The organism is Bradyrhizobium sp. USDA 372 (assembly GCF_053629095.1).
Window position 1 is genome coordinate 2,152,912 of sequence record NZ_JBRJHR010000001.1, and the last position, 19,339, is coordinate 2,172,250.

The window sequence follows — 19,339 nt, forward strand, 5'->3', positions numbered from 1 at the left end:
ACTCCGCTACTGGTTGCTGTAGGTGGTGCCCTTCGGTAGCGGCAGCACAGCCTCGCGCTGCGCCTGGCTCTTGGGCCACACCACATAGGACTTGTCGTCGACGTATTGGATCACGACCGGGAACGAGCGCTCGTTCTGGCCGGCCATTGGCGAGCCCTCGCCGTGGAATTTGACGCCGAAGCCGAGCATGGTGCCGCCTTCGGGTATGTCGGTGTCCAGTGCTGCCTTGCGCAGCGAGTCGGGATCGACGCCGCCATATTTCTTGATTGCGCGCGGCAGCACGTCGGTGAGGAACAAATAGGTATTGGACGCAGCCATGCCGACATGGGCCGAACGGATTGCGACGCCCGGCTTGCGCTTGTCGAACTCCTCGCCAACCGCCTTGATCACCGGCGGCAGCTTCGGATCCATGGTCTTCTGGTTGGCGAGCCAGATCGAGATCGGATCGGTGTTGAAGACGTAGTTGGCATCGGCGCCCAGGCCTTCCTTCAGCTTCTCATAGACCCCGTAGCCGGCGCCATGTCCGACCAGTGCGCCGAACTTCAGCCCCTGCTCGCGGGCTTGCCGGAGCAACAGGGTGATGTCGGGATTGTAGCCGGTATGGAAGACCACATCCGGCTTGGCCCGCTTCAGCTTGGTGACCAGCGCAGACAAATCCGGTGCCGTCGCCGAATAGCCCTCTCTGAGCACGATGTTGAAACCGGCCTTCTTGGCGCCGGCCTCGTTGCCTTTGGCAACGTCGACGCCGTAGGCGCCGTCCTCGTGGATGATGGCGACCCGCAGGTCCTTCGGGTCCTTGCCCAACTTTTCCTTCGCGTTCTGCGCGATGAAGTCCATCGTCATCATGCCGAACTGATCGCCGGAGGCCTGCGGGCGAAACACGTATTTGTAGTTCTTGTTCTCCAGCACCGCCGACGAAATGCAGGTCGTGATCCACATGAACTTCTTCAGCTGCTCGACGCGCGCTGCCACCGGCACGCATTGCGCCGAGGAGAAGAAGCCGAGCAGCATGTCGACCTTTTCCTGCTCGATCAAACGGATCGCTTCGTTGATGGCGACGTCCGGCTTGCTCTGAGCATCGGCATAGATCGCCTCGATCTTGTAGCCTTCGACGTCCTTCGCGCTGTACTGATCGAGCATGATCCTTGCGCCGGTATATTGCAGCTCCGAACCGCCGCCGGCGAGCGGACCCGTCAGATCATAGATGACGCCGATCTTGAGCTTCTTCTCTTGAGCCTTGTCTTGGGCCTCGGCAGACACCGCCAAGCCCGTCGCTGATATCGCGACCAACAGCCCACGTACCACGCGGGCAGCCATGCGCAGGCGCATCAAAACCTCCCTGGACCATTGTGCATTGCATTCTTGGTGCAATTTCTTCGGCCCATCACATGGGCTGCGCGCGGCGATGTCAAGCCTCGCGCATTAGCGCGCTGCGCACTGCTGCTCGATGAAGGCCGTGACAAATCGCGGCATGGACGGCCTGAGATCGCTTGTCCCGCGCACGAGATGAATGGCCGACAGCTCCGGCTCGGTCTCGCGCGCAAGGTTGGCTTCGATCCGGGCGCGGGCCACATCGCCCGGCATGTCCAGGTTGATGACCTGCAGCATCGCGATCGTGGGGCCGGTGACCACGCAATGCCAGCCCGGCTCGATCCGATAGTCGGCCGCGGTCAGGCCGGTTTCCTCCCCGAGCTCGCGGACGACGCTGCCGGGAATGTCGAGCGCGCCGTTCCTGACGTCGTCGAGATCAGGCGTTCCCGAGGGGAAATAGATGCGGCCCGCATTGGCGGTGTGGGGCGCCATCTCGCCCATGATGAAGGCGCCGTCGGAGGCGCGCAACGCCCCCATGCCAAAGCCGTTGAACACGGCCTTGTCGGGAAAGCCCCAGTCGCGCCAGGCGAGGAAGCTTGCGAAATCGGTCTCGAAATAGGTCGCCGTCAGATGGCCGTCGTTGAACACGGCGTCGCGCCCGAGCAGGACGCGGCCGTTCCAGATTTTCGGCCGCTCGCGCTGCTTTTCGGCGAAATGCGCCGCGATCTCGGCGCGCCGTTCCTCGGCGAACGGCCACACGATCGGCCGCACCGCAAGATCAAGCGTCGTGACGCGATGAATGATTGGTGACGTCATTACGCCTGATACCACGCCTTCGCGGCGGCTATTTGGCGCTCCCGGTGGTCTTCTTGGCCTGCTCGACGAATTTGTTGGTGAAGGTCTTGCTGACGTCGATCTTGGCGTTCGCCACCTCGGGCGAGCCGACACTGAACACCGCAAGCACGGCGTCGGCGCCCTTCGGGTCCATCTTGCCGGTCTCGGAATACATCGGGATCGTGTTCTTCAGTGCGGCGAGATAGAGGTCCTTGTTCTTGCCGACGGTCTCCTCCGGCATTTTCGCCATGATCTCCTCGGGCGTATGCGAATGGATCCAGGCGAGCGTGGCGACGATCGCATTGGTGAGCGCCTGTGCCTCCTTCTCGTGACTGTTGACCCAGGCGGCGGTCGAATACAGCGCGCCGCCCGGATATTCGCCGCCGAAGGTCTCCAGCGTGTCCTTCTGGGTGCGGGTGTCCGAGAGAATGCGCAGATCCTTGTGGCTGCCCTGCAGCACGGTCACGGACGGATCGAGCATCACCGCCGCGTCGATCTGGCCCTGCTCCATCGCGGCCACCGCAGTGGCGCCGAGGCCAACGCCAATCACGGCGGCACTGGTGGGATCGAGCCCGTTCTTCTTGAGCATGTATTTCAGGAAGAAGTCGGTGGAGGAGCCGGGCGCACTGACGCCGACCTTCTTGCCGGCGAGATCCTTGACCGACTTGATGTCGTTGGTGCGCGAGGGCGCGACCACCAGCACGAGGCCGGGATAGCGGTCATAGACCACGAAGGACTGCAGCTCCTGCTTCTTGGCGGCGAGATTGACACAATGGTCGAAATAGCCGGAAACCACGTCGGCGCTGCCGCCGAGAACGGCTTTCAGCGCGTCCGAACCGCCCTTGAGGTCGACCAGCTCGACATTGACGCCGGCCTTGTCGTATTCGCCGAGCTGCCTGGCCAGCACCGTCGGCAGATAACATAGGCAGGAGCCGCCGCCGACCGCGATGGTGACTTTGCTTTGCGCCGCGGCAAACGAGGTGGTGAGCGTCAGCGCGAGCAGCGCGCCCGCGAGCCTAGCAATCGTGTTCTTCATTGGTTTCCTCCGTTCGGCCGGCGGCACCATAGAGCAGCGGGGCTGGCTTGAGAAGCACTGCCTGAGCGGGCTGGCCATCAGCCCTTCGGCGCAATAGCATGCCCAAACAAGAACAATTCCTGATGGGGAGATCATCCATGAATCGCCTTGCAGCCAGCCTGTCGATCGCCGCCGCCTTTGCCGCCGGATGCGGCGCCACCCACCTGCTCCGGCCGGCGCTCGCCGCCGAGAATATCACCGCGCAGCTCATCCACACCGGCGAGATGGAGGGCGATGCGCTCGGGCCCGCCAACGCGGTCGGCTACCGCTCCAAGATGTTCGCGAGCGCGGATGGCGCCACCATCTCGATCCAGGTCGGCAACGTGCCCAAGCACCTGCATCCCAACACCAACGAGATCCAGTACATCCTGGACGGCACCGGCACGATCTGGCTTGGCGACAAGGAGGTGACGGTGAAGCCCGGCGACCTCGTCATCATCCCCAAGGGCACGCCGCATGGCGGCACCAAGCCGATCAGCGGCCAAGTCAAGGCGATCGCGATCAAGACGCCGCCGCAAGCTCCTGACGACACCAAGCTGCTGGATTGAACTCTTGCGTTCACCTCTCCCGCTTGCTTGCGGGAGAGGTGAACTCGCGCCTAGCCCCTCCCATCCAACGCGGTCGGCCGCCACACCAGGAGCCGCCGTTCCACCAGCGTGACGCCGAAGTCGATCAGGATGACGAAGGCGGACAGCACGAACATGCCGGCGAACACGCCGGCGACGTCGAACACGCCCTCGGCCTGCTGGATCAGGTATCCGAGCCCGGCCGCCGATCCCAGATATTCGCCGACCACCGCGCCGACCACGGCGAAGCCGACCGAGGTGTGCAGCGAGGAGAACATCCACGACAGGGCCGACGGCCAATAGACATGTTGCATCAGCTGCCGCTCGCTCATCCCGAGCATGCGTCCGTTGTCGAGCACGGTCCGGCTGACCTCCTTGACGCCCTGATAGACGTTGAAGAACACGATGAAGAACACCAAGGTGACGCCGAGCGCGACCTTGGACCAGATGCCGAGCCCAAGCCACAGCGCGAAGATCGGCGCCAGCACCACGCGCGGCAGTGCGTTGACCATCTTCACATAGGGGTCGAACACCGCGGCGACCAGCGGCTGGCGCGCGAACCAGAAGCCGACCAGGACCCCGCCGAGCGATCCGATCACGAAGGCGAGGATCGATTCCGTAAGCGTGATGCCGAGATGCTTCCAGATCACGCCGGAGGCGAACCATTTCACGATCTGGCTGAACACGTCGTGCGGGTTGGAGAAGAAGAACGGCGGCAGCAGGATCTTGCCGAACACGGGCACGGTCGACAGCACCTGCCACAGCACGATGCCGACGACCGCGACCAGGACCTGCAGCGCAAACAGCGTGGGGCGCGACATCAGACCGCCTCCGCCGCCTGGGTGGACTGCGCGTAACCCTTCATCACCTCGTCCTTCAGCACGCCCCAGATCTCGCGGTGGAGCGCATGGAATTCCTTGTCGAGGCGCACCTCGAAGATGTCGCGCGGACGGGCCAAGCTGACGCGCCAGTCGCCGATGATGCGCGAGGACGGCCCTGCCGACATGATCACGACGCGGTCGGCGAGCGCGATCGCCTCTTCCAGATCATGGGTGACGAACAGCACCGCCTTGCGATCGGCATTCCACAGGTCGAGCAGCAGATTGCCCATGACCTGGCGCGTCTGCGCATCGAGCGGTCCGAACGGCTCGTCCATCAAGAGGATCTTCGGATCGCGGATCAGCACCTGCGCCAGCGCCACGCGCTTGCGCTGCCCGCCGGAGAGCATGTGCGGATAGCGGTTCGCGAAGGCGCCGAGGCCGACGGAGGTCAGCCATTTCTGCGCCTGCGGCAAGGCTTCAGCGCGCGGCGTGCCCTTGATCTCGAGCCCGATCGCGACATTGTCGAGCGCGGTCTTCCAGGGGAACAGCGCATCAGCCTGGAACAAATAGCCGGCATCCCGATTCAGCCCCGCCAGCGGCTGATCGAAAATCCTGACACTGCCGGCGGCTGGCTTGAGCAGGCCGGCGGCGACGTTCAGCAGCGTCGATTTTCCGCACCCTGTGGGCCCGACAATGGCGACGAACTCGCCCTGTGCCACCGCGAGATGAGCCTTCTCCACCGCCGTGTAGACCCGCCCGTCTCCCAGGCGGAACGCAACCTTGGTATCTTCCAGCGCCACTGCGGTGGGCGTCGTCATGTGCTTCCTCCGAACTCAGGCCGATGCCTTAGCCGCTCACGCGGCCAAGTTCAATCGAGGCGCCGGGCGTGCTACGCATACCGTACTGCCGCGCTCTTACCCTCCCCTGGAGGGGGAGGGTCGGCTCACATGAGCGCAGCGAAATGTGAGACGGGGTGGGGTGACGGTCTTTCCACAGATGCACTGCCAACGTGGATAGATCACCCCACCCCGCTCGCGCTTCGCGCGATCGACCCTCCCCTCCAGGGGAGGGTAAGAGAAGAGAGAGCACACCTGCGATGTCTGCCAAGCCGGCGATCAGCTACCAGCACGTCACCAAGCGCTTCGGGTCCCTCGCAGCCGCGGACGATGTGTCGCTCGACGTCGCCGAGGGCGAGTTTGTGGCGATCGTCGGCGGCTCGGGCTCGGGCAAGACCACGCTGCTGCGGCTGGCCAACCGGCTGATCGAGACCGATAGCGGCACCATCACGGTCGAAGGCGAGGACGTGCGGAATGTCGATCCGGTCGCGCTGCGGCGCCGGATCGGCTATGTCTTCCAGAGCGGCGGGCTGTTTCCGCATCTGAGCGTCGCCGACAATATCGGCATCACGCCGAAGCTGCTCGGCGAGCCGGCCCCGGCAATCGGAGGGCGCATCGACGAGTTGCTGGAGCTCGTGCAACTCGACCGGGCTGCTCACCGCAACCGTCTTCCGGTGGCCCTTTCCGGCGGCGAGCGCCAGCGCGTCGGCGTGGCGCGGGCGCTCGCGGCAAGACCCCGCATCGTGCTGATGGACGAGCCGTTCGGCGCGCTCGATCCCCTCACCCGCGATGCGCTCGGTGAGGACTATCGCGCGCTGCACCGCAAGCTCGGCCTGACCACCGTGATGATCACCCACGACATGACCGAGGCGATCCTGCTCGCCGACCGCATCGCGGTGATGCGCGGCGGACGATTGCTCGCACAGGGTACGGCCGCCGAACTCGCGAGCAGCAGCGACGATTACGTGCTCGAGCTGTTGCGCACCCCGCGGCGCCAGGTCGAGCGACTGAATGCGCTGCTGCCGATGGGCGGTGCGGCATGAGCCTCTTCGCCGATCCACGCTGGGGCGAGGCGCTGGCGCATCTGCCTGACTATCTCGGCAACCATGTGCGGGTGAGCCTCGCCGCGCTCGCGCTTGGCCTCGCCGTGAGCCTGCCGTTGGCGATCCTGACGCGCAACCGCCCGGCGCCGCGCGGCATCCTGCTCGCGTTCGCCAGCATCGTACAGACCGTACCCGGGCTGGCGCTGCTCGCGCTGTTCTACCCGCTGCTGCTGCTGGCGGCTTCCGTCACGCTTGCCTGGTTCGGCGTATCCTTCTCCGCGTTCGGCTTCCTGCCGGCGATGCTGGCGCTGGCGCTCTATTCGATGCTGCCGGTGCTGCGCAACGGCATCACCGGCCTCAACGGCATCGATCCCGCGCTGATCGAGGCAGCGAAGGGCGTCGGCATGACCGCGCGACAATCGCTTGTCATCGTCGAGCTGCCGCTCGCGCTGCCGGTGATCATGGCCGGCATCCGCACCGCAGCGGTGTGGGTGATCGGCACCGCGACGCTGTCGACGCCGATCGGGCAGACCAGCCTCGGCAATTACATTTTTGCCGGCCTCCAGACCCAGAACTGGGTGTTCGTGCTGTTCGGCTGCGTGGCTTCCGCCCTGCTCGCGCTTGCGGTCGACCAGCTGCTTGGGCTGATCGAGAGCGGCCTGCGCAGCCGCAGCCGCATGCGCAGCGGTCTCGGCGCGGTCGGCATCGCGGCGTTGCTCGCCGCTACCCTGGTGCCGACGATGGGACGCTCGGCGTCGGGCTATGTAGTCGGCGCCAAAACCTTCGCGGAGCAATATGTGCTGTCGGCGTTGATGAGGGACCGCCTCCAGGCCGCCGGTCTGTCCGGGACGGCGCGCTCCGGGCTCGGCTCCAGCGTGATCTTCGGGGCGCTGAAGGCCGGCGACATCGATCTCTATGTCGATTATTCCGGCACGCTCTGGGCCAACCAGCTGCATCGCACCGACATGAGGCCGCGCGCCGAGCTGGTGGCGGAATTGAAGACGGCGCTCGCCAAGGACAATATCACCCTGCTCGGCGAGCTCGGCTTCGAGAATGCGTATGCGCTGGTGATGCCAAGACGGCGCGCCGAGGCGCTCGGCATCCGAACCATAGCCGACCTCGCCGCACATACGGCGACGCTGTCGATTGCGGGCGACTACGAATTCTTCTCGCGCCCCGAATGGGCCGCCCTGCAGAAGGCCTATGGGCTGCAGTTCCGTGCCCAGCGCCAGATGCAACCGGACTTCATGTATGCGGCCGTCGCCAGTGGCGAGGTCGACGTCATCGCCGGCTACACCAGCGACGGCTTGATCGCCAAATACGAGCTCACAACGCTCGACGATCCCAAGCACGCGATCCCACCCTATGATGCGATCCTGCTGCTCGCGCCGAAGCGCGCCGGCGACGAGCGACTGCAGGCGGCGCTCAAGCCATTGCTCGGCAAGATCGACATCGCCACCATGCGCGAAGCGAACCTGCGCGCCAGCGGCAATGATGCGAATTCATCGCCCGATGCTGTGGCGAAGTGGTTGTGGGAAAAAGTCGGCAAGCGATAGGCCGGCTACAATCCCCGGATCATTCCGGCATCGATCAGCAGCCGGTTCAGCCGCCGCGCCTCGGCGCCATCCTTGCAGCCGTAGAAGATGCCCTTGCAGCGCAGCATGATCTCTTTCTGCTCGGCAAAGGAGGGGTCGAGCGGGATGCCGGCGGCTTCCTGAATGACCAGCGGCAGATAGGGGCCGTCGATCGTGTCCATCACGGCCTGGCTTCCAACCGGCTCGAAATTGACGGCGTCGATCGCATAATAGGTCGCGTAGAGGCGCGGATCGTAGGCGTCGAGCTTCTTGCCGATCGCGCCCTCGTCGAGCCCGGGCTCCAGGATAGCAGGCGCAAATTCCGGCTGATGATCGCCATAGCGCACGATCAGGAAGGGCTCGCCGGGAAAGGTCTTCTTCAAACCGGCAACGAACGCCTTGTACTGCTCGGCGCTCATCGCCTGCCGGCGCAGATATTCGTCGATGGACGGCACGTTGCCCGGCGCGCGCCAGTTCGGCAGCAGATCGGGACGAAAGCGGGTCTCCCAGGGGAAGTGGTTGGCACCGAGATAGATGAAGGTGAACAGCGGCTTGTTCGGCGGCTGCTGGCCGATCAGCTGAAGCGCCTTGTCGTAGAAGAAGCTGTCGGGCTCGACATCCTTGGCGCCGAGATCCTTGGAATCGAGGAAGCGCTCGATTCCCGTCGTCATCTGGAAGCTGCGCGCGGCCATGAAGCCGCCATGGGCGGGATAGAGCGACAGCGTGTCATAACCGCAGCGGCGCAGCGCCAGCGGCAGGCCGCGCTCGACCCGGCTCGAGGCGATGCGCGTGACGAAATAGGCGAAGCGGCCGAACGAGCGCGAGGAGAGCCCTGCGAGCACGTTGTATTCGGTGAACCAGCTCGGGCCGCCATTGCTCTCGGCGAGGAACGTGCGCTGCTTGCCGTCCCACGATTTGAAATGGTCGCCATAGCGCGGCGGCACCTTGATGCCCTGGGCGGCGCGGATGTCGAAGCTCGATTCATCATGGATCATGATGATGTTGGGCCGGCGGCCCGCGGGGTGGCAGGCATCGACCAGCGGCATGTTGAGCCGCTCGTTGGTCGAGGCAGCCGCCTCCATGAAGCCGTACCGCGCAAAGTCGGAGACGGCCGTGACGCCCGAGCGGAAGAATTTCGAGAGATAACCGTCGTCGTAATAGCCGCGCCAGGCCTCGTCCGGGTGATAGAGCGAATAGCCGACCAGGGCGGCAAGGCAGGCGAGCTTGCAGGCGAGCGCCGGCAGGCGGCGGATGCGGAACGGATCGAGCCACCACAGCGCGTACATCAGCGGCAGCGTGACGAGACCGGCCAGGATCACCGACCAGCGCAAATTCGGAAAGATCGTGAACAGGAACGCGACGGTGTCGCGGTCGATCATCATCAGGTCGATGAAGTTGACCGTCATCTGCACGACGTCGTGCTTGAGCCGCGACAGCAGCACCAGCACGACGACCATGGTCAGCGACAGCGCGCCCGACAGCGCCGGCCGCCGCAGCAGCACGATCCAGAAGAAGTTGAGGATGCCCCAGGCCAGCGCGAAGGACAGGCGCGAGCCGAAATCGGTCTCGGTCTCGTACATCAGTGCGAGCGCGGCCAGATGCGGCGCCGCAACCGCGAGCAGCCGCCAGATGCCGAGTGCGGCGACACTCGCCAGCACGGCGGTGGTGGCAGAAGGGCCTGGATTGGGCGCGGACGCCATCGACGACACGCAACTTCTGGTCCGGCGGGGTGATGCCAAGCCTGGCCGGCCTGATAGCGGCCAAGGCCTCCGGAGCAGCCGGAAGCCTGCACCGTGTCATAAAACTGTAACGGAACGGTCAAGGACAGGCAACGCGCGGCGGGGTCCGACCTTCGCTTATTGTTAGTGGGCTGCGCATGCCCCAGCGCTTCGCTATTCCGGCGATGAACTGGTCTAGCACCGCTTCGCCTGCGCCATCCTCTACGCTCGGGACGTCGCGGCTCGGCAAGTGCGGACGACACCGCGGACCGGCGCGCAGCATCGCGGACGGAGATCTCCGCTCCGTGCTTTCAGTTGCAGCGCAGCATCGATCAGGGCCAGGGCGACGTTCGCCGTGGTGATACCGCCGGCGTGGGCCGCGGGACGGCGGGCGTGCGGCTTGGAGCTTGTCTCGCGCAAGACGAAAAGAGCGAGATCGCTGTTTGCGATCTCGCTCGAATTAGAACCGCAAAGGTTCACGATTTGGCTTGGCGAGCGAAGCTCGTTGCGCTCGTGTCCCGGACAAGCGCAGCGAAGCGGAGCGCAGAGCCGGGACGCAGGAGCCGCGCCGGGCCCCGGATCAGCAGCGCATCACCAAGGTGCTGAGCGCGTCCGGAGCACAACGGCTTAGTTCTTGCTCTTGTCGACCAGCGCGCCCTTCTTGATCCAGGGCATCATGTCGCGCAGCTTCGCGCCGACTTCCTCGATCGGGTGCGCCGCGAGCTTGGCGCGGGTGGCCTTGAACGAGGTCTGGTTGACCTTGTTCTCGAGCATCCAGTCGCGGGCGAACTTGCCGCCCTGGATGTCGGCCAGAACCTTGCGCATCTCCTTCTTGGTCTCGTCGGTGATGATGCGCGGGCCGGTGACGTACTCGCCGTACTCGGCAGTGTTGGAGATCGAGTAGTTCATGTTGGCGATGCCGCCTTCATAGATCAGGTCGACGATCAGCTTCACTTCGTGCAGGCATTCGAAATAGGCCATCTCCGGCGCGTAGCCGGCTTCGACCAGGGTCTCGTAGCCGCCCTTGATCAGTTCGACCAGGCCGCCGCAGAGCACCACCTGCTCGCCGAACAGGTCGGTCTCGCACTCTTCCTTGAAGGTGGTCTCGATGATGCCGGCGCGGCCGCCGCCGATGGCGGAGGCGTAGGACAGGCCGAGGTCATGGGCGTTGCCCGAGACGTCCTTGGCGATCGCGATGAGGCAGGGCACGCCGCCGCCGCGCTGATATTCCGAGCGCACGGTGTGGCCGGGGCCCTTCGGCGCGATCATCAGCACGTCGAGGTCGGCACGCGGATCGAGCAGGTTGAAATGGACGTTGAGGCCGTGGGCGAACACCAGGGCCGCGCCCTTCTTCATGTTGTCGTGCAGGTGCTCGCGATAGATGTCGCCCTGGAGCTCGTCCGGGGTCAGCATCATGACGAGGTCGGCCCATTTGGCGGCTTCCGCAACCTCGAGCACCTTGAAGCCGGCAGCTTCCGCCTTCTTGGCCGAGGCCGAACCCTTGCGCAGCGCAATAGCGACTTCCTTGACGCCGGAATCCTTCAGGTTGAGCGCATGGGCGTGGCCCTGGCTGCCATAGCCGACGATGGCGACCTTCTTGCCCTTGATCAGGTTCAGGTCGGCGTCGCGATCGTAATAAACACGCATAGGTCGTTTCCTCGTTCAGGGCCGAAATCGGCCAATGGTCAGTGTCCGAAGGGTGAAATTTGCGGATTTCGGGGGCTGTCTAGAGCATTTTCAGCCCTGAGGGAAACCCGTTTCTGCATGGAAATCCGCGACATCATGCATCCATGAAAACGGGGTAGAGGGAGGCCAGCAGCAGGATCGCCATCAGGATGTTGAAGGCGCGGACCAGCCGCTCGGAGGTCAGGACCGGCCGCAATGCGGAGCCGAACAGGGCCCAGACTACGGTCGAGACCGTGCCGACGATCAGGCTGATCACAGTCTGAATGGCGATGTTGATCGGGAATTGGGCGATCGCCGCATAGGCGGTGATGGTGCCGATCACGATCACCCAGCCCTTGGCGTTGATCCATTGGAACATCGCCGCGCCCCAGAAGGTCATGGGGCCGCGGCCATTCTCCTCGCCCGGCTTTGCCGGACCGGCCATGGCGATCGCGGCAGCCAGGTAAATCAGGTAGGCGGCGCCTGCATATTTCAGGATGGTCTGGAGGATCGGATAGGCCAGGAACACCGAGCCGAGCCCGAGGCCGACCGCGGCGACCATGAAGGCGAAGCCGAGCACGATGCCGACGATGTGCGGGATGGTGCGCCGGAAGCCGTAGGTCAGGCCGGAGGACAGCAGCATGATGTTGTTCGGCCCGGGCGTGAAGTACATCACGACCATGAAGACGAGGAAGGCATAGAACAGCGAGTAGGTCATCATCACCTCACGCAGTCTTCGGAAGAACTTGCGGGCGCTTCGCCAGCACCATCACGGCGATACCGCCAATCACGGTCAGCATGCCGGCGAGGCGAAGCGGCCCGAACCGTTCGCCAAACACGATGCTGGAGGCCGCCGAGCCCACGAACGGCACCAGCAGCGCGAACGGCACGACTTGCGCAGCCGGGTAGTCGCGCAAGAGGCGGCCCCACAGCCAATAGGCGATGCTGGTCGAGATGCCGCCGAGCATCAGCATGCAGAGCGCCGATGCCAGCGACATGTGCGTCAGCGACGTCCAGGTCGATGCCGGCCCATTGGCGATCAGCGCCAGCACAAACAGCGGCACGGCCGAGGCGAGGCAGAGCCAGGCAAACAGATCGAACATCGGCACGCCGCGCGCGCCACGAAGCAGCAGATTTCCAATTGCGAAGCTGAGCGGCGAGATCATCAGCACCGCGAAGGCGGCAACGCTGAAATCATAGCCGACGGTGCCGCAGATCATCAGCAAGCCCGCCGCGGCGATGGCGACGCCGAGCGTCTGCACCGGCGTCGGACGTTCGCCGAATAGGATCGCGGCAAAGCCGATCGTGAACAGCGCCTGGCTCTGCACGACGACGGAGGTGAGGCCCACCGGGACGCCATGGGCGATGCCGTAGGCCTGCGACAGGAACTGGCCGAGGAACAGCGTGAAGCTGATTGCGATCAGCAGCGACCAGGCAATTTTGGGCTTACGGATGAACAGGCACGGCATCGCCGCAATGGTGAAGCGCAACGCCGTCATCAGCTCCGGCGAAAGCTCGTCGAGCGCGATCCGGCTCGCCACGAAGGCAAGCCCCCAGATGATCGCCACCATGACGGCGATGAGGATGTCGGCCGGCTTCATTGTTCTCGGTTCTGCCTTGTCGCGCAGCCCTGTTTATTGTTCTGACCTAGCCTTGCTCGCCGGCTTTCGGTTTCCGCAGCAGATACGTGCCGTGCATCGGCGCGTGGTAGTCGGCCGCGACCAGGGTGAAGCCGACGTCGGTCAGCATCCGCTCCATCACCCAGCCGAAGGTGGAATATTCGTCGCGCATGTGGGTCACCACGCCCTCGCGGGAGAAATCGTGGTTCTTGATCTGGAAGTCGGCCCATTGCTCGACGTCACGCTCGATCGCGTCAGGCATCGATGAGTAAACAATGTCACGGAGATAAAACGTCGCTCCGGGCTTGAGCGCGCGAAAAATCCGCGACATCGCCACCGCCTTCCAGAAATCCGGCAGATGGTGCAGTGTGAACTCGCTGACGATGAGATCGTAGGATTCGGGCCGGTAGGCGAAGCTGAGCAGGCCGGCGGATTGGGTGCGCACCGGTGCCTTGCGGTCGCGGGCATAGATCTCGGCCAGCGCCAGCATCGCCGGGGAAATGTCGATGGCGTCGACGTCGGCCCCCATCAACGCCGCTTCGGTGGCGAGCACGCCGTTGCCGCAGCCGATATCGGCGATGCGCCAGCCGCGCTGGACCCCGAGCATCTTCAGCGCGGCGCGCGCCCGCAGATCGGCATCGTCATGGTTGTCGTAGATCGAGGCCACAGCGGGCTCGATCCCCATCCGGTTCCGCTCGTTGTAGTACCAGTCGCGCGCCAGCATGGCTCACATCCCTTCAGGCCCGCGGCCGATCGCGGCAACGCCGGTGCGCGACACCTCGACGAGGCCGAGCGGGCGCATCAGGTCGATATATTGATTGATCTTGTCCGTATTGCCTGTGATCTCGAACACAAAGCTCTCGGTGGTGGCGTCGATCACCCGGGCGCGGAACGCATCCGCCAGCCGGAGCGCCTCGACCCGATGCTCGCCCTGTCCGCGCACTTTCACCATCGCCAGCTCGCGCTCGATCGAGCGCTTGGTCTGGGTCATGTCGACGACCTGATACACCGGGATCATGCGGTCGAGCTGGTTCTTGATCTGCGCGATCACCATCGGCGTGCCCGTGGTGACGATGGTGATCCGAGAGAGGTGCTTCTGAGCCTCGGTCTCCGAGACCGTGAGGCTCTCGATGTTGTAGCCGCGCCCCGAGAACAGGCCGATGACGCGCGCGAGCACGCCCGGCTCGTTCTGCACGAGCACCGCAAGCGTATGCGTCTCGTTGGGATCGTGACGGTCCTCGATGAAATAGGCGGATGCGGGCTGGTTCATTGTCGTCCCCTCTTGTCTCTCCGTCACGCCATCGCTGGCGCGTCCGTCCCGACCCAACGGCGGAACAGATCGAAATCGATATTGCCGCCGGACAGCACGAGACCGACGCGCCTGCCCTTCAGCTTGCTCTTTTCCTGCAGCGCCGCCGCCAGCGCGGCTGCGCCGGCGCCTTCGGCGAGATTATGCGTATCGGTCCAGTAGGCACGGATCGCGGCGGCGACCTCGTCGTCGGTGACCTCTACGATGCGCGAGGCGCCCTTGCGGATCAGCGCGAACGCATCCTCGTCGGGGATGCGCGTTGCCATGCCGTCGGCGCGCGTGTTGCTGGTCTCGGTCGTCACGATTTTTCCGGCCGCGAACGACAGCGCATAGGACGGCGCTTCCGTCGACTGTACGCCGACGATCTCGGTCTTCAGGCCGAGCAGGTCGCGCGCCATGATGCAGCCGCAGATGCCGGAGCCCTGCCCGATCGGCACATAGAGGACGTCGAGGTCGGGCACTGCGCGGAATAGTTCGAGAGCGTAGGTCGCAACGCCAAGAACGAGATCCGGGTGGAACGAGGGCACCATGTGGAGCCCGGCGAACTGCGCGCGACGCTCGGCTTCCTCGCGTGCCGCCTGAAAGTCCTCGCCGTGTTCGACGAGTTCGGCACCGAAGGCCTTCATCGCGCGGTTCTTCTCGACCGAGTTGCCGCGCGGCACATAGATCACCGCGGGCACGCCGTGCCGGCTCGCGGCAAAGGCGAGGCTCTGGCCGTGATTGCCGCGCGTCGCCGAGATGATACCCGGCGTGTTCGGCCGCTCGCGCTTCAGCCGTTCGAGATAGACGAGGCCGCCGCGCACCTTGAAGGCGCCGATCGGCGTGTGGTTCTCGTGCTTCACCACGACCTCGGTGCCGAGCCGACCTGCGAGCAACGGCCAGGCATGCGCCGGCGTTGCCGGCACCGCCTGCCCCACGATCGCATGTGCGCGCTCGAGCTCCCTCAGGTCGAACATGGCCTCAGACCAGCGCCTTGCCGCCGGCGAATGCCTTCGCGGTGGCCTCGTCGTTGGCCTGCTCCGGCAGCAGCATCTCGTTATGTGCCTTGCCGGAGGGGATCATCGGGAAGCAGTTTTCGAGTGCCGCGACACGGCAGTCGAACAGCACCGGGCGCTTGACCGAGATCATCTCCTTGATGGCGCCATCGAGATCGGCCGGTTTGTGCACCTGGAGGCCGACGGCGCCGTAGGCCTCCGCGAGCTTGACGAAGTCCGGCAGCGCCTCCGAATAGGAATGCGACAGCCGGTTGCCGTGCAGCAGCTGCTGCCACTGGCGCACCATGCCCATGTACTGGTTGTTCAGGATGAAGATCTTGATCGGCAGCTCGTACTGAACCGCCGTCGACATCTCCTGCATCGTCATCTGCACCGAGGCATCGCCCGCAATGTCGATGACGAGACTGTCCGGATGCGCCACCTGAACGCCGACCGCGGCCGGCAGGCCGTAGCCCATCGTGCCGAGACCGCCCGAGGTCATCCAGCGATGTGGCTCCTCGAAGCCGTAGAACTGCGCCGCCCACATCTGATGCTGGCCGACCTCGGTCGTGATGTAGGTATCCTTGCCGCGCGTCGCTTCGAACAGGCTCTGGATCGCGTGCTGCGGCAGGATGACGTCGTTGCTCTTCTTGTAATAGAGCGAGTTACGGGCGCGCCATTGCGCGATCTGCTGCCACCACGACCTGATGTCGGGCTTCTTCGCCTCCGCCTTGAACACCTGGAGGATGTCGCCGAGGACGTTGCCGCAATCGCCGATGATCGGCACGTCGACCCGGATGTTCTTGTTGATCGAGGACGGATCGATGTCGATGTGGATCTTCTTCGAGCCCGGCGAGAACGCATCGACGCGGCCGGTGATGCGATCGTCGAAGCGCGCGCCGACGCACAGCATGACGTCGCAATCATGCATGGTCATGTTAGCCTCGTAGGTGCCGTGCATGCCGAGCATGCCGAGCCAGTTCTTGCCCGACGCCGGATAGGCGCCGAGGCCCATCAGCGTCGAGGTGATCGGAATACCGGTGACCTCGACCAGCTCGCGCAACAGCTTGGTCGCCTCGGGGCCGGAATTGATCACGCCGCCGCCGCTGTAGATCACGGGACGCTTGGCATTCGCGAGCAGCGAGACCGCTTTACGGATCTGCGTCGCATCACCCTTCAGGCGCGGCGCGTAGGAGCGGTGCACGTCCGATTTGCGCGGCGGATGATAGGTGCCGGTGGCGAACTGCACGTCCTTGGGGACGTCGACCAGCACCGGGCCCGGACGGCCCGAGGTTGCGACGTAGAAGGCCTCATGCAGCACCTTGGCGAGATCGTTGACGTCGCGCACCAGCCAGTTGTGCTTGGTGCAGGGGCGCGTGATGCCGACGGTGTCACATTCCTGGAACGCATCGTTGCCGATCAGATGCGTCGGCACTTGGCCGGAGATGCAGACCAGCGGGATCGAGTCCATCAGCGCGTCCGTCAGCGGCGTCACCATGTTGGTGGCGCCGGGGCCGGAGGTCACCAGCGCAACGCCCGGCTTGCCGGTCGAGCGCGCATAGCCTTCGGCGGCATGGCCCGCGCCCTGCTCGTGGCGGACCAGGATGTGCTGGACCTCGCTCTGCTGGAAGATCTCGTCGTAGATCGGAAGCACCGCGCCGCCGGGATAGCCGAAAATGTCGGTCACGCCGTGATCGATGAGTGCGCGGACGATCATCGCTGCGCCGGTCATCTGGTTCGGATCGTGGCTCTTGTCGCTCATTGGCTTGCTCCGGATGCGCTGTTGTCAGCGGCTTCGTTCGTGTCGGGTTCGGGAAATAAAAAAGGCCCCGAAGAGGGCCCATGCACACCGCCTGTCATGTGGATGGCAGCTAGCCACCCCCGGCGGTGTGCCTGGGTACGACGGCGATAAGGAGTTTGGTAATAATGTTACGCATGGCGGGCGCTCGGCTTCCAAAGGTTGCGCGAAACATAGCGGCCAAAGCCTGGATGTCAAGGCAATGGGGCCGTTCCCGCGCGATTTTGGCAGTGTAGCGGTGTTCCCCGGGTTCGGCGAGAGGTAAATTCGGGAACCCGGCACAAAAGCGCGTCAATCGAGGTCCCGCTCCGCGGTCACGATCGCCGCGAGCCATCCCCTCGCCTCCTCCGGCCTGACCCATTCGAAGTCGGGCAGCTGGTGCCGGAACCAGGTGAATTGCCGCTTAGCGTAGTGGCGGGTATCGCCGCGGCCGATGCTGGCAGCCTCCTCCAGGCTGAGCTCGCCGCGCAGATGCCGGATCAAGGACGGCACGCCATGGGCCTTCATGGCCGGCAGCAGCGGATCGAGATGCCTGGCGGCGAGCCGCTCGACCTCCTTGAGCGCGCCGGCGCCCAACATGGCATCGAAACGAGCATCGATGCGGGCATAGAGCTCGTCACGCCCGGGCGCGAGGAAGATCGCACGAAAACTGTCCTTGGGCAGCAGCGGTGGCTGTCCCTCGCGGTGCCAATCGAGCAGCGAACGGCCGGTTGCCTCGATCACCTCGAGCGCGCGGGCGATGCGGGTGCGGTCGCGCAGGTTCAATCGCTCGGCCGCGCGCGGATCGCGGGCTGCGAGTTCCGCGTGCAGCGCCTCGACGCCGTTCCGCTCCAGCCGCGCGCGCACGTCCTCGCGCAGCTCGGCGGGGATCGGCGGCACCACGGAGAGACCTGTGGTCAGTGCCTTGAAATAGAGCCCGGTGCCGCCGATGAAGATCGGCAGACGTCGCTGCGCCCTCGCCTCATGGAGCGCCTTCGCGGCATCGCTTACCCAGGCACCGGCCGAGAAATTCACGGCGGCATCGACGTGGCCATAGAGCCGATGCGGCACGAGCGCCTCGTCCGCCGCGGTCGGCCGCGCCGTGATGATGCGGAGGTCACGATAGACCTGCATGGAATCGGCATTGATGACGACGCCGCCGGCGGCGAGCGCAAGCTCGAGCGCCAGCGCCGACTTGCCGCTGGCGGTCGGGCCTGCGATAAGCACGGCCTTGCTCGAATGCCCCTCGCTCACGAAAACCTCAAATGTCCCTCGTCGCCACGCTGATCTGCAATCCTGACAATCCCGCGCTCGACTCGACCATCGTCGACGGCGCCCGCGCCGTGCTGCCGCAGGCGGCGCCCGCGCACTGGCTGTTCGACGGGGTTGCGGTCGACATCCCCTTCGGCGCCGACAGTAACCTCGCAGGCGACCGCCACGCCATCGAGCAGCGGTTGCGCGAGCTCCGCGGCGACCTGCCCATCGACATCGTCGTGCAGCCTGTTGGCTCCAGGCGCAAGAAGCTTTTTCTCGCCGACATGGATTCCACCATGATCGGCCAGGAATGCATCGACGAGCTCGCCGATTTCGTCGGGGTCAAGGCGCATGTCGCAGGCATCACCGAGCGTGCGATGCGCGGCGAGATCGAGTTCGAGCCGGCGCTGCGCGAGCGCGTCGCGCTGCTCAAGGACCTGCCGGCCAGCGCGGTCGACGAGGTGCTGGCCAAGCGCATCACGCTGACGCCGGGCGGCCGTGAGTTGGTCGCGACCATGCGCGCGAACGGCGCCTATACCTGCCTCGTCTCCGGCGGCTTTACTTTGTTCACGCGCGCGGTCGCCGCCAAGATCGGCTTCCAGGAGAACCGCGCCAACGAGCTCGTCGTGCGCGACGGCAAGTTCACCGGCGAAGTGAAGGAACCGATCCTGGGCCGCGCCGCGAAGCTCGCGACGCTGGTGGACCTGATGGAATCGTTCGATCTCGACGACATCGACTCGGTCGTGGTCGGCGACGGCGCCAACGATCTCGCGATGATCCAGGCCGCGGGGCTGGGTGTGGCCTATCACGCCAAGCCGGCCGTGGCGGCGGCTGCGGCGGCGCGGATCGATCACGGCGATCTCACTGCGCTGCTTTATGCGCAGGGGTATCGGCGCGACGAGTTCGTGGAGGGCTAGCCGCCCTTGCTGCACGCTCAGCAGCCGTAGGTGGGCAAACGCGCCC

18 protein-coding genes are annotated in these 19,339 nt (G+C 65.0%); 4 read left to right on the forward strand and 14 right to left on the reverse strand.

Features of this window, described 5'->3' with window-relative positions; all coding sequences use genetic code 11:
• Window positions 1–6 precede the first annotated feature (6 nt).
• The 3 genes from AB7M16_RS10400 to AB7M16_RS10410 all read right to left on the reverse strand — a co-directional run bounded on the left by AB7M16_RS10400 (window position 7) and on the right by AB7M16_RS10410 (window position 3,181).
• Window positions 7–1,329 carry an ABC transporter substrate-binding protein gene (locus AB7M16_RS10400; RefSeq protein WP_453943840.1) on the reverse strand — a complete coding sequence of 441 codons (1,323 nt, stop codon included), beginning with the start codon at window positions 1,327–1,329 and terminating at the stop codon, window positions 7–9.
• A gap of 93 nt (window positions 1,330–1,422) precedes the next feature.
• A complete protein-coding gene (locus AB7M16_RS10405) occupies window positions 1,423–2,127 on the reverse strand; it encodes an NUDIX hydrolase (protein WP_439364269.1) in 705 nt (234 codons plus the stop codon).
• A 28-nt stretch (window positions 2,128–2,155) separates the two neighbouring features.
• Window positions 2,156–3,181, reverse strand: coding sequence for an ABC transporter substrate-binding protein (locus AB7M16_RS10410; protein ID WP_172787425.1), 1,026 nt, complete (start codon window positions 3,179–3,181; stop codon window positions 2,156–2,158).
• A 137-nt stretch (window positions 3,182–3,318) separates the two neighbouring features.
• Here AB7M16_RS10410 and AB7M16_RS10415 point away from each other — a divergent pair, with 137 nt between their 5' ends.
• Window positions 3,319–3,768 (forward strand): cupin domain-containing protein, encoded by a 450-nt coding sequence (locus AB7M16_RS10415; protein ID WP_453943841.1) that lies wholly within the window; start codon window positions 3,319–3,321, stop codon window positions 3,766–3,768.
• 50 nt (window positions 3,769–3,818) lie between these two features.
• Here the strand turns inward: AB7M16_RS10415 and AB7M16_RS10420 are convergent, their stop codons facing one another.
• Both AB7M16_RS10420 and AB7M16_RS10425 read right to left on the reverse strand, forming a co-directional pair.
• Entirely contained in the window at window positions 3,819–4,607 is a 789-nt protein-coding gene (locus AB7M16_RS10420) for an ABC transporter permease (protein ID WP_453943842.1), read from the reverse strand.
• The gene (locus AB7M16_RS10425) at window positions 4,607–5,425 is read right to left on the reverse strand and encodes an ABC transporter ATP-binding protein (RefSeq protein ID WP_453943843.1); all 819 of its coding nucleotides are present in this window, start codon (window positions 5,423–5,425) and stop codon (window positions 4,607–4,609) included. Before AB7M16_RS10425 ends, AB7M16_RS10420 begins: the two co-directional genes overlap by 1 nt.
• Window positions 5,426–5,703: 278 nt before the next feature.
• Between AB7M16_RS10425 and AB7M16_RS10430 the strand changes: the two genes are divergently transcribed.
• The gene (locus AB7M16_RS10430) at window positions 5,704–6,486 is read left to right on the forward strand and encodes an ATP-binding cassette domain-containing protein (protein ID WP_453943844.1); all 783 of its coding nucleotides are present in this window, start codon (window positions 5,704–5,706) and stop codon (window positions 6,484–6,486) included.
• Window positions 6,483–8,042 (forward strand): glycine betaine ABC transporter substrate-binding protein, encoded by a 1,560-nt coding sequence (locus AB7M16_RS10435; RefSeq protein ID WP_453943845.1) that lies wholly within the window; start codon window positions 6,483–6,485, stop codon window positions 8,040–8,042. The genes AB7M16_RS10430 and AB7M16_RS10435 overlap by 4 nt, the downstream gene beginning before the upstream one ends.
• 5 nt (window positions 8,043–8,047) lie before the next feature.
• On the opposite strand, the gene AB7M16_RS10440 is transcribed toward AB7M16_RS10435, so the two are convergent.
• The 9 genes from AB7M16_RS10440 to miaA form a co-directional block, all read right to left on the reverse strand.
• On the reverse strand, window positions 8,048–9,760 hold the full coding sequence (locus AB7M16_RS10440; RefSeq protein ID WP_439364274.1) for a sulfatase-like hydrolase/transferase: 1,713 nt from the start codon (window positions 9,758–9,760) through the stop codon (window positions 8,048–8,050).
• A gap of 645 nt (window positions 9,761–10,405) precedes the next feature.
• The gene (gene ilvC, locus AB7M16_RS10445) at window positions 10,406–11,425 is read right to left on the reverse strand and encodes a ketol-acid reductoisomerase (protein WP_027577255.1); all 1,020 of its coding nucleotides are present in this window, start codon (window positions 11,423–11,425) and stop codon (window positions 10,406–10,408) included.
• Window positions 11,426–11,558: 133 nt separating this feature from the next.
• Window positions 11,559–12,161 (reverse strand): LysE family translocator, encoded by a 603-nt coding sequence (locus tag AB7M16_RS10450; RefSeq protein WP_172787432.1) that lies wholly within the window; start codon window positions 12,159–12,161, stop codon window positions 11,559–11,561.
• Window positions 12,162–12,168: 7 nt separating this feature from the next.
• Window positions 12,169–13,044, reverse strand: a complete 876-nt coding sequence (locus AB7M16_RS10455) for an EamA family transporter (RefSeq protein WP_212258367.1) — start codon at window positions 13,042–13,044, stop codon at window positions 12,169–12,171.
• Window positions 13,045–13,090: 46 nt separating this feature from the next.
• Window positions 13,091–13,786 carry a class I SAM-dependent methyltransferase gene (locus tag AB7M16_RS10460; RefSeq protein WP_036006616.1) on the reverse strand — a complete coding sequence of 232 codons (696 nt, stop codon included), beginning with the start codon at window positions 13,784–13,786 and terminating at the stop codon, window positions 13,091–13,093.
• 3 nt (window positions 13,787–13,789) lie between these two features.
• On the reverse strand, window positions 13,790–14,332 hold the full coding sequence (gene ilvN / locus AB7M16_RS10465; protein ID WP_018640841.1) for an acetolactate synthase small subunit: 543 nt from the start codon (window positions 14,330–14,332) through the stop codon (window positions 13,790–13,792).
• 23 nt (window positions 14,333–14,355) lie between these two features.
• Window positions 14,356–15,327: a threonine dehydratase gene (locus AB7M16_RS10470; protein WP_453943846.1), complete on the reverse strand. Its 972-nt coding sequence runs from the start codon at window positions 15,325–15,327 to the stop codon at window positions 14,356–14,358.
• A gap of 4 nt (window positions 15,328–15,331) precedes the next feature.
• Entirely contained in the window at window positions 15,332–17,107 is a 1,776-nt protein-coding gene (locus AB7M16_RS10475; RefSeq protein WP_439364278.1) for an acetolactate synthase 3 large subunit, read from the reverse strand.
• Between the two features lie 327 nt (window positions 17,108–17,434).
• Entirely contained in the window at window positions 17,435–18,376 is a 942-nt protein-coding gene (gene miaA / locus AB7M16_RS10480) for a tRNA (adenosine(37)-N6)-dimethylallyltransferase MiaA (RefSeq protein ID WP_212258373.1), read from the reverse strand.
• An 11-nt stretch (window positions 18,377–18,387) separates the two neighbouring features.
• Between miaA and serB the strand changes: the two genes are divergently transcribed.
• On the forward strand, window positions 18,388–19,293 hold the full coding sequence (gene serB, locus AB7M16_RS10485) for a phosphoserine phosphatase SerB (protein WP_172787437.1): 906 nt from the start codon (window positions 18,388–18,390) through the stop codon (window positions 19,291–19,293).
• Window positions 19,294–19,339 lie beyond the last annotated feature (46 nt).

Bases quoted from the DNA above. Each gene is read 5' to 3' on its own strand.
- AB7M16_RS10400 (WP_453943840.1), bottom strand. From the start codon at position 1,329: ATGCGCCTGCGCATGGCTGCCCGCGTGGTACGTGGGCTGTTGGTCGCG.
- AB7M16_RS10405 (WP_439364269.1), bottom strand. From the start codon at position 2,127: ATGACGTCACCAATCATTCATCGCGTCACGACGCTTGATCTTGCGGTG.
- AB7M16_RS10410 (WP_172787425.1), bottom strand. From the start codon at position 3,181: ATGAAGAACACGATTGCTAGGCTCGCGGGCGCGCTGCTCGCGCTGACG.
- AB7M16_RS10415 (WP_453943841.1), top strand. From the start codon at position 3,319: ATGAATCGCCTTGCAGCCAGCCTGTCGATCGCCGCCGCCTTTGCCGCC.
- AB7M16_RS10420 (WP_453943842.1), bottom strand. From the start codon at position 4,607: ATGTCGCGCCCCACGCTGTTTGCGCTGCAGGTCCTGGTCGCGGTCGTC.
- AB7M16_RS10425 (WP_453943843.1), bottom strand. From the start codon at position 5,425: ATGACGACGCCCACCGCAGTGGCGCTGGAAGATACCAAGGTTGCGTTC.
- AB7M16_RS10430 (WP_453943844.1), top strand. From the start codon at position 5,704: ATGTCTGCCAAGCCGGCGATCAGCTACCAGCACGTCACCAAGCGCTTC.
- AB7M16_RS10435 (WP_453943845.1), top strand. From the start codon at position 6,483: ATGAGCCTCTTCGCCGATCCACGCTGGGGCGAGGCGCTGGCGCATCTG.
- AB7M16_RS10440 (WP_439364274.1), bottom strand. From the start codon at position 9,760: ATGGCGTCCGCGCCCAATCCAGGCCCTTCTGCCACCACCGCCGTGCTG.
- ilvC (WP_027577255.1), bottom strand. From the start codon at position 11,425: ATGCGTGTTTATTACGATCGCGACGCCGACCTGAACCTGATCAAGGGC.
- AB7M16_RS10450 (WP_172787432.1), bottom strand. From the start codon at position 12,161: ATGACCTACTCGCTGTTCTATGCCTTCCTCGTCTTCATGGTCGTGATG.
- AB7M16_RS10455 (WP_212258367.1), bottom strand. From the start codon at position 13,044: ATGAAGCCGGCCGACATCCTCATCGCCGTCATGGTGGCGATCATCTGG.
- AB7M16_RS10460 (WP_036006616.1), bottom strand. From the start codon at position 13,786: ATGCTGGCGCGCGACTGGTACTACAACGAGCGGAACCGGATGGGGATC.
- ilvN (WP_018640841.1), bottom strand. From the start codon at position 14,332: ATGAACCAGCCCGCATCCGCCTATTTCATCGAGGACCGTCACGATCCC.
- AB7M16_RS10470 (WP_453943846.1), bottom strand. From the start codon at position 15,327: ATGTTCGACCTGAGGGAGCTCGAGCGCGCACATGCGATCGTGGGGCAG.
- AB7M16_RS10475 (WP_439364278.1), bottom strand. From the start codon at position 17,107: ATGAGCGACAAGAGCCACGATCCGAACCAGATGACCGGCGCAGCGATG.
- serB (WP_172787437.1), top strand. From the start codon at position 18,388: ATGTCCCTCGTCGCCACGCTGATCTGCAATCCTGACAATCCCGCGCTC.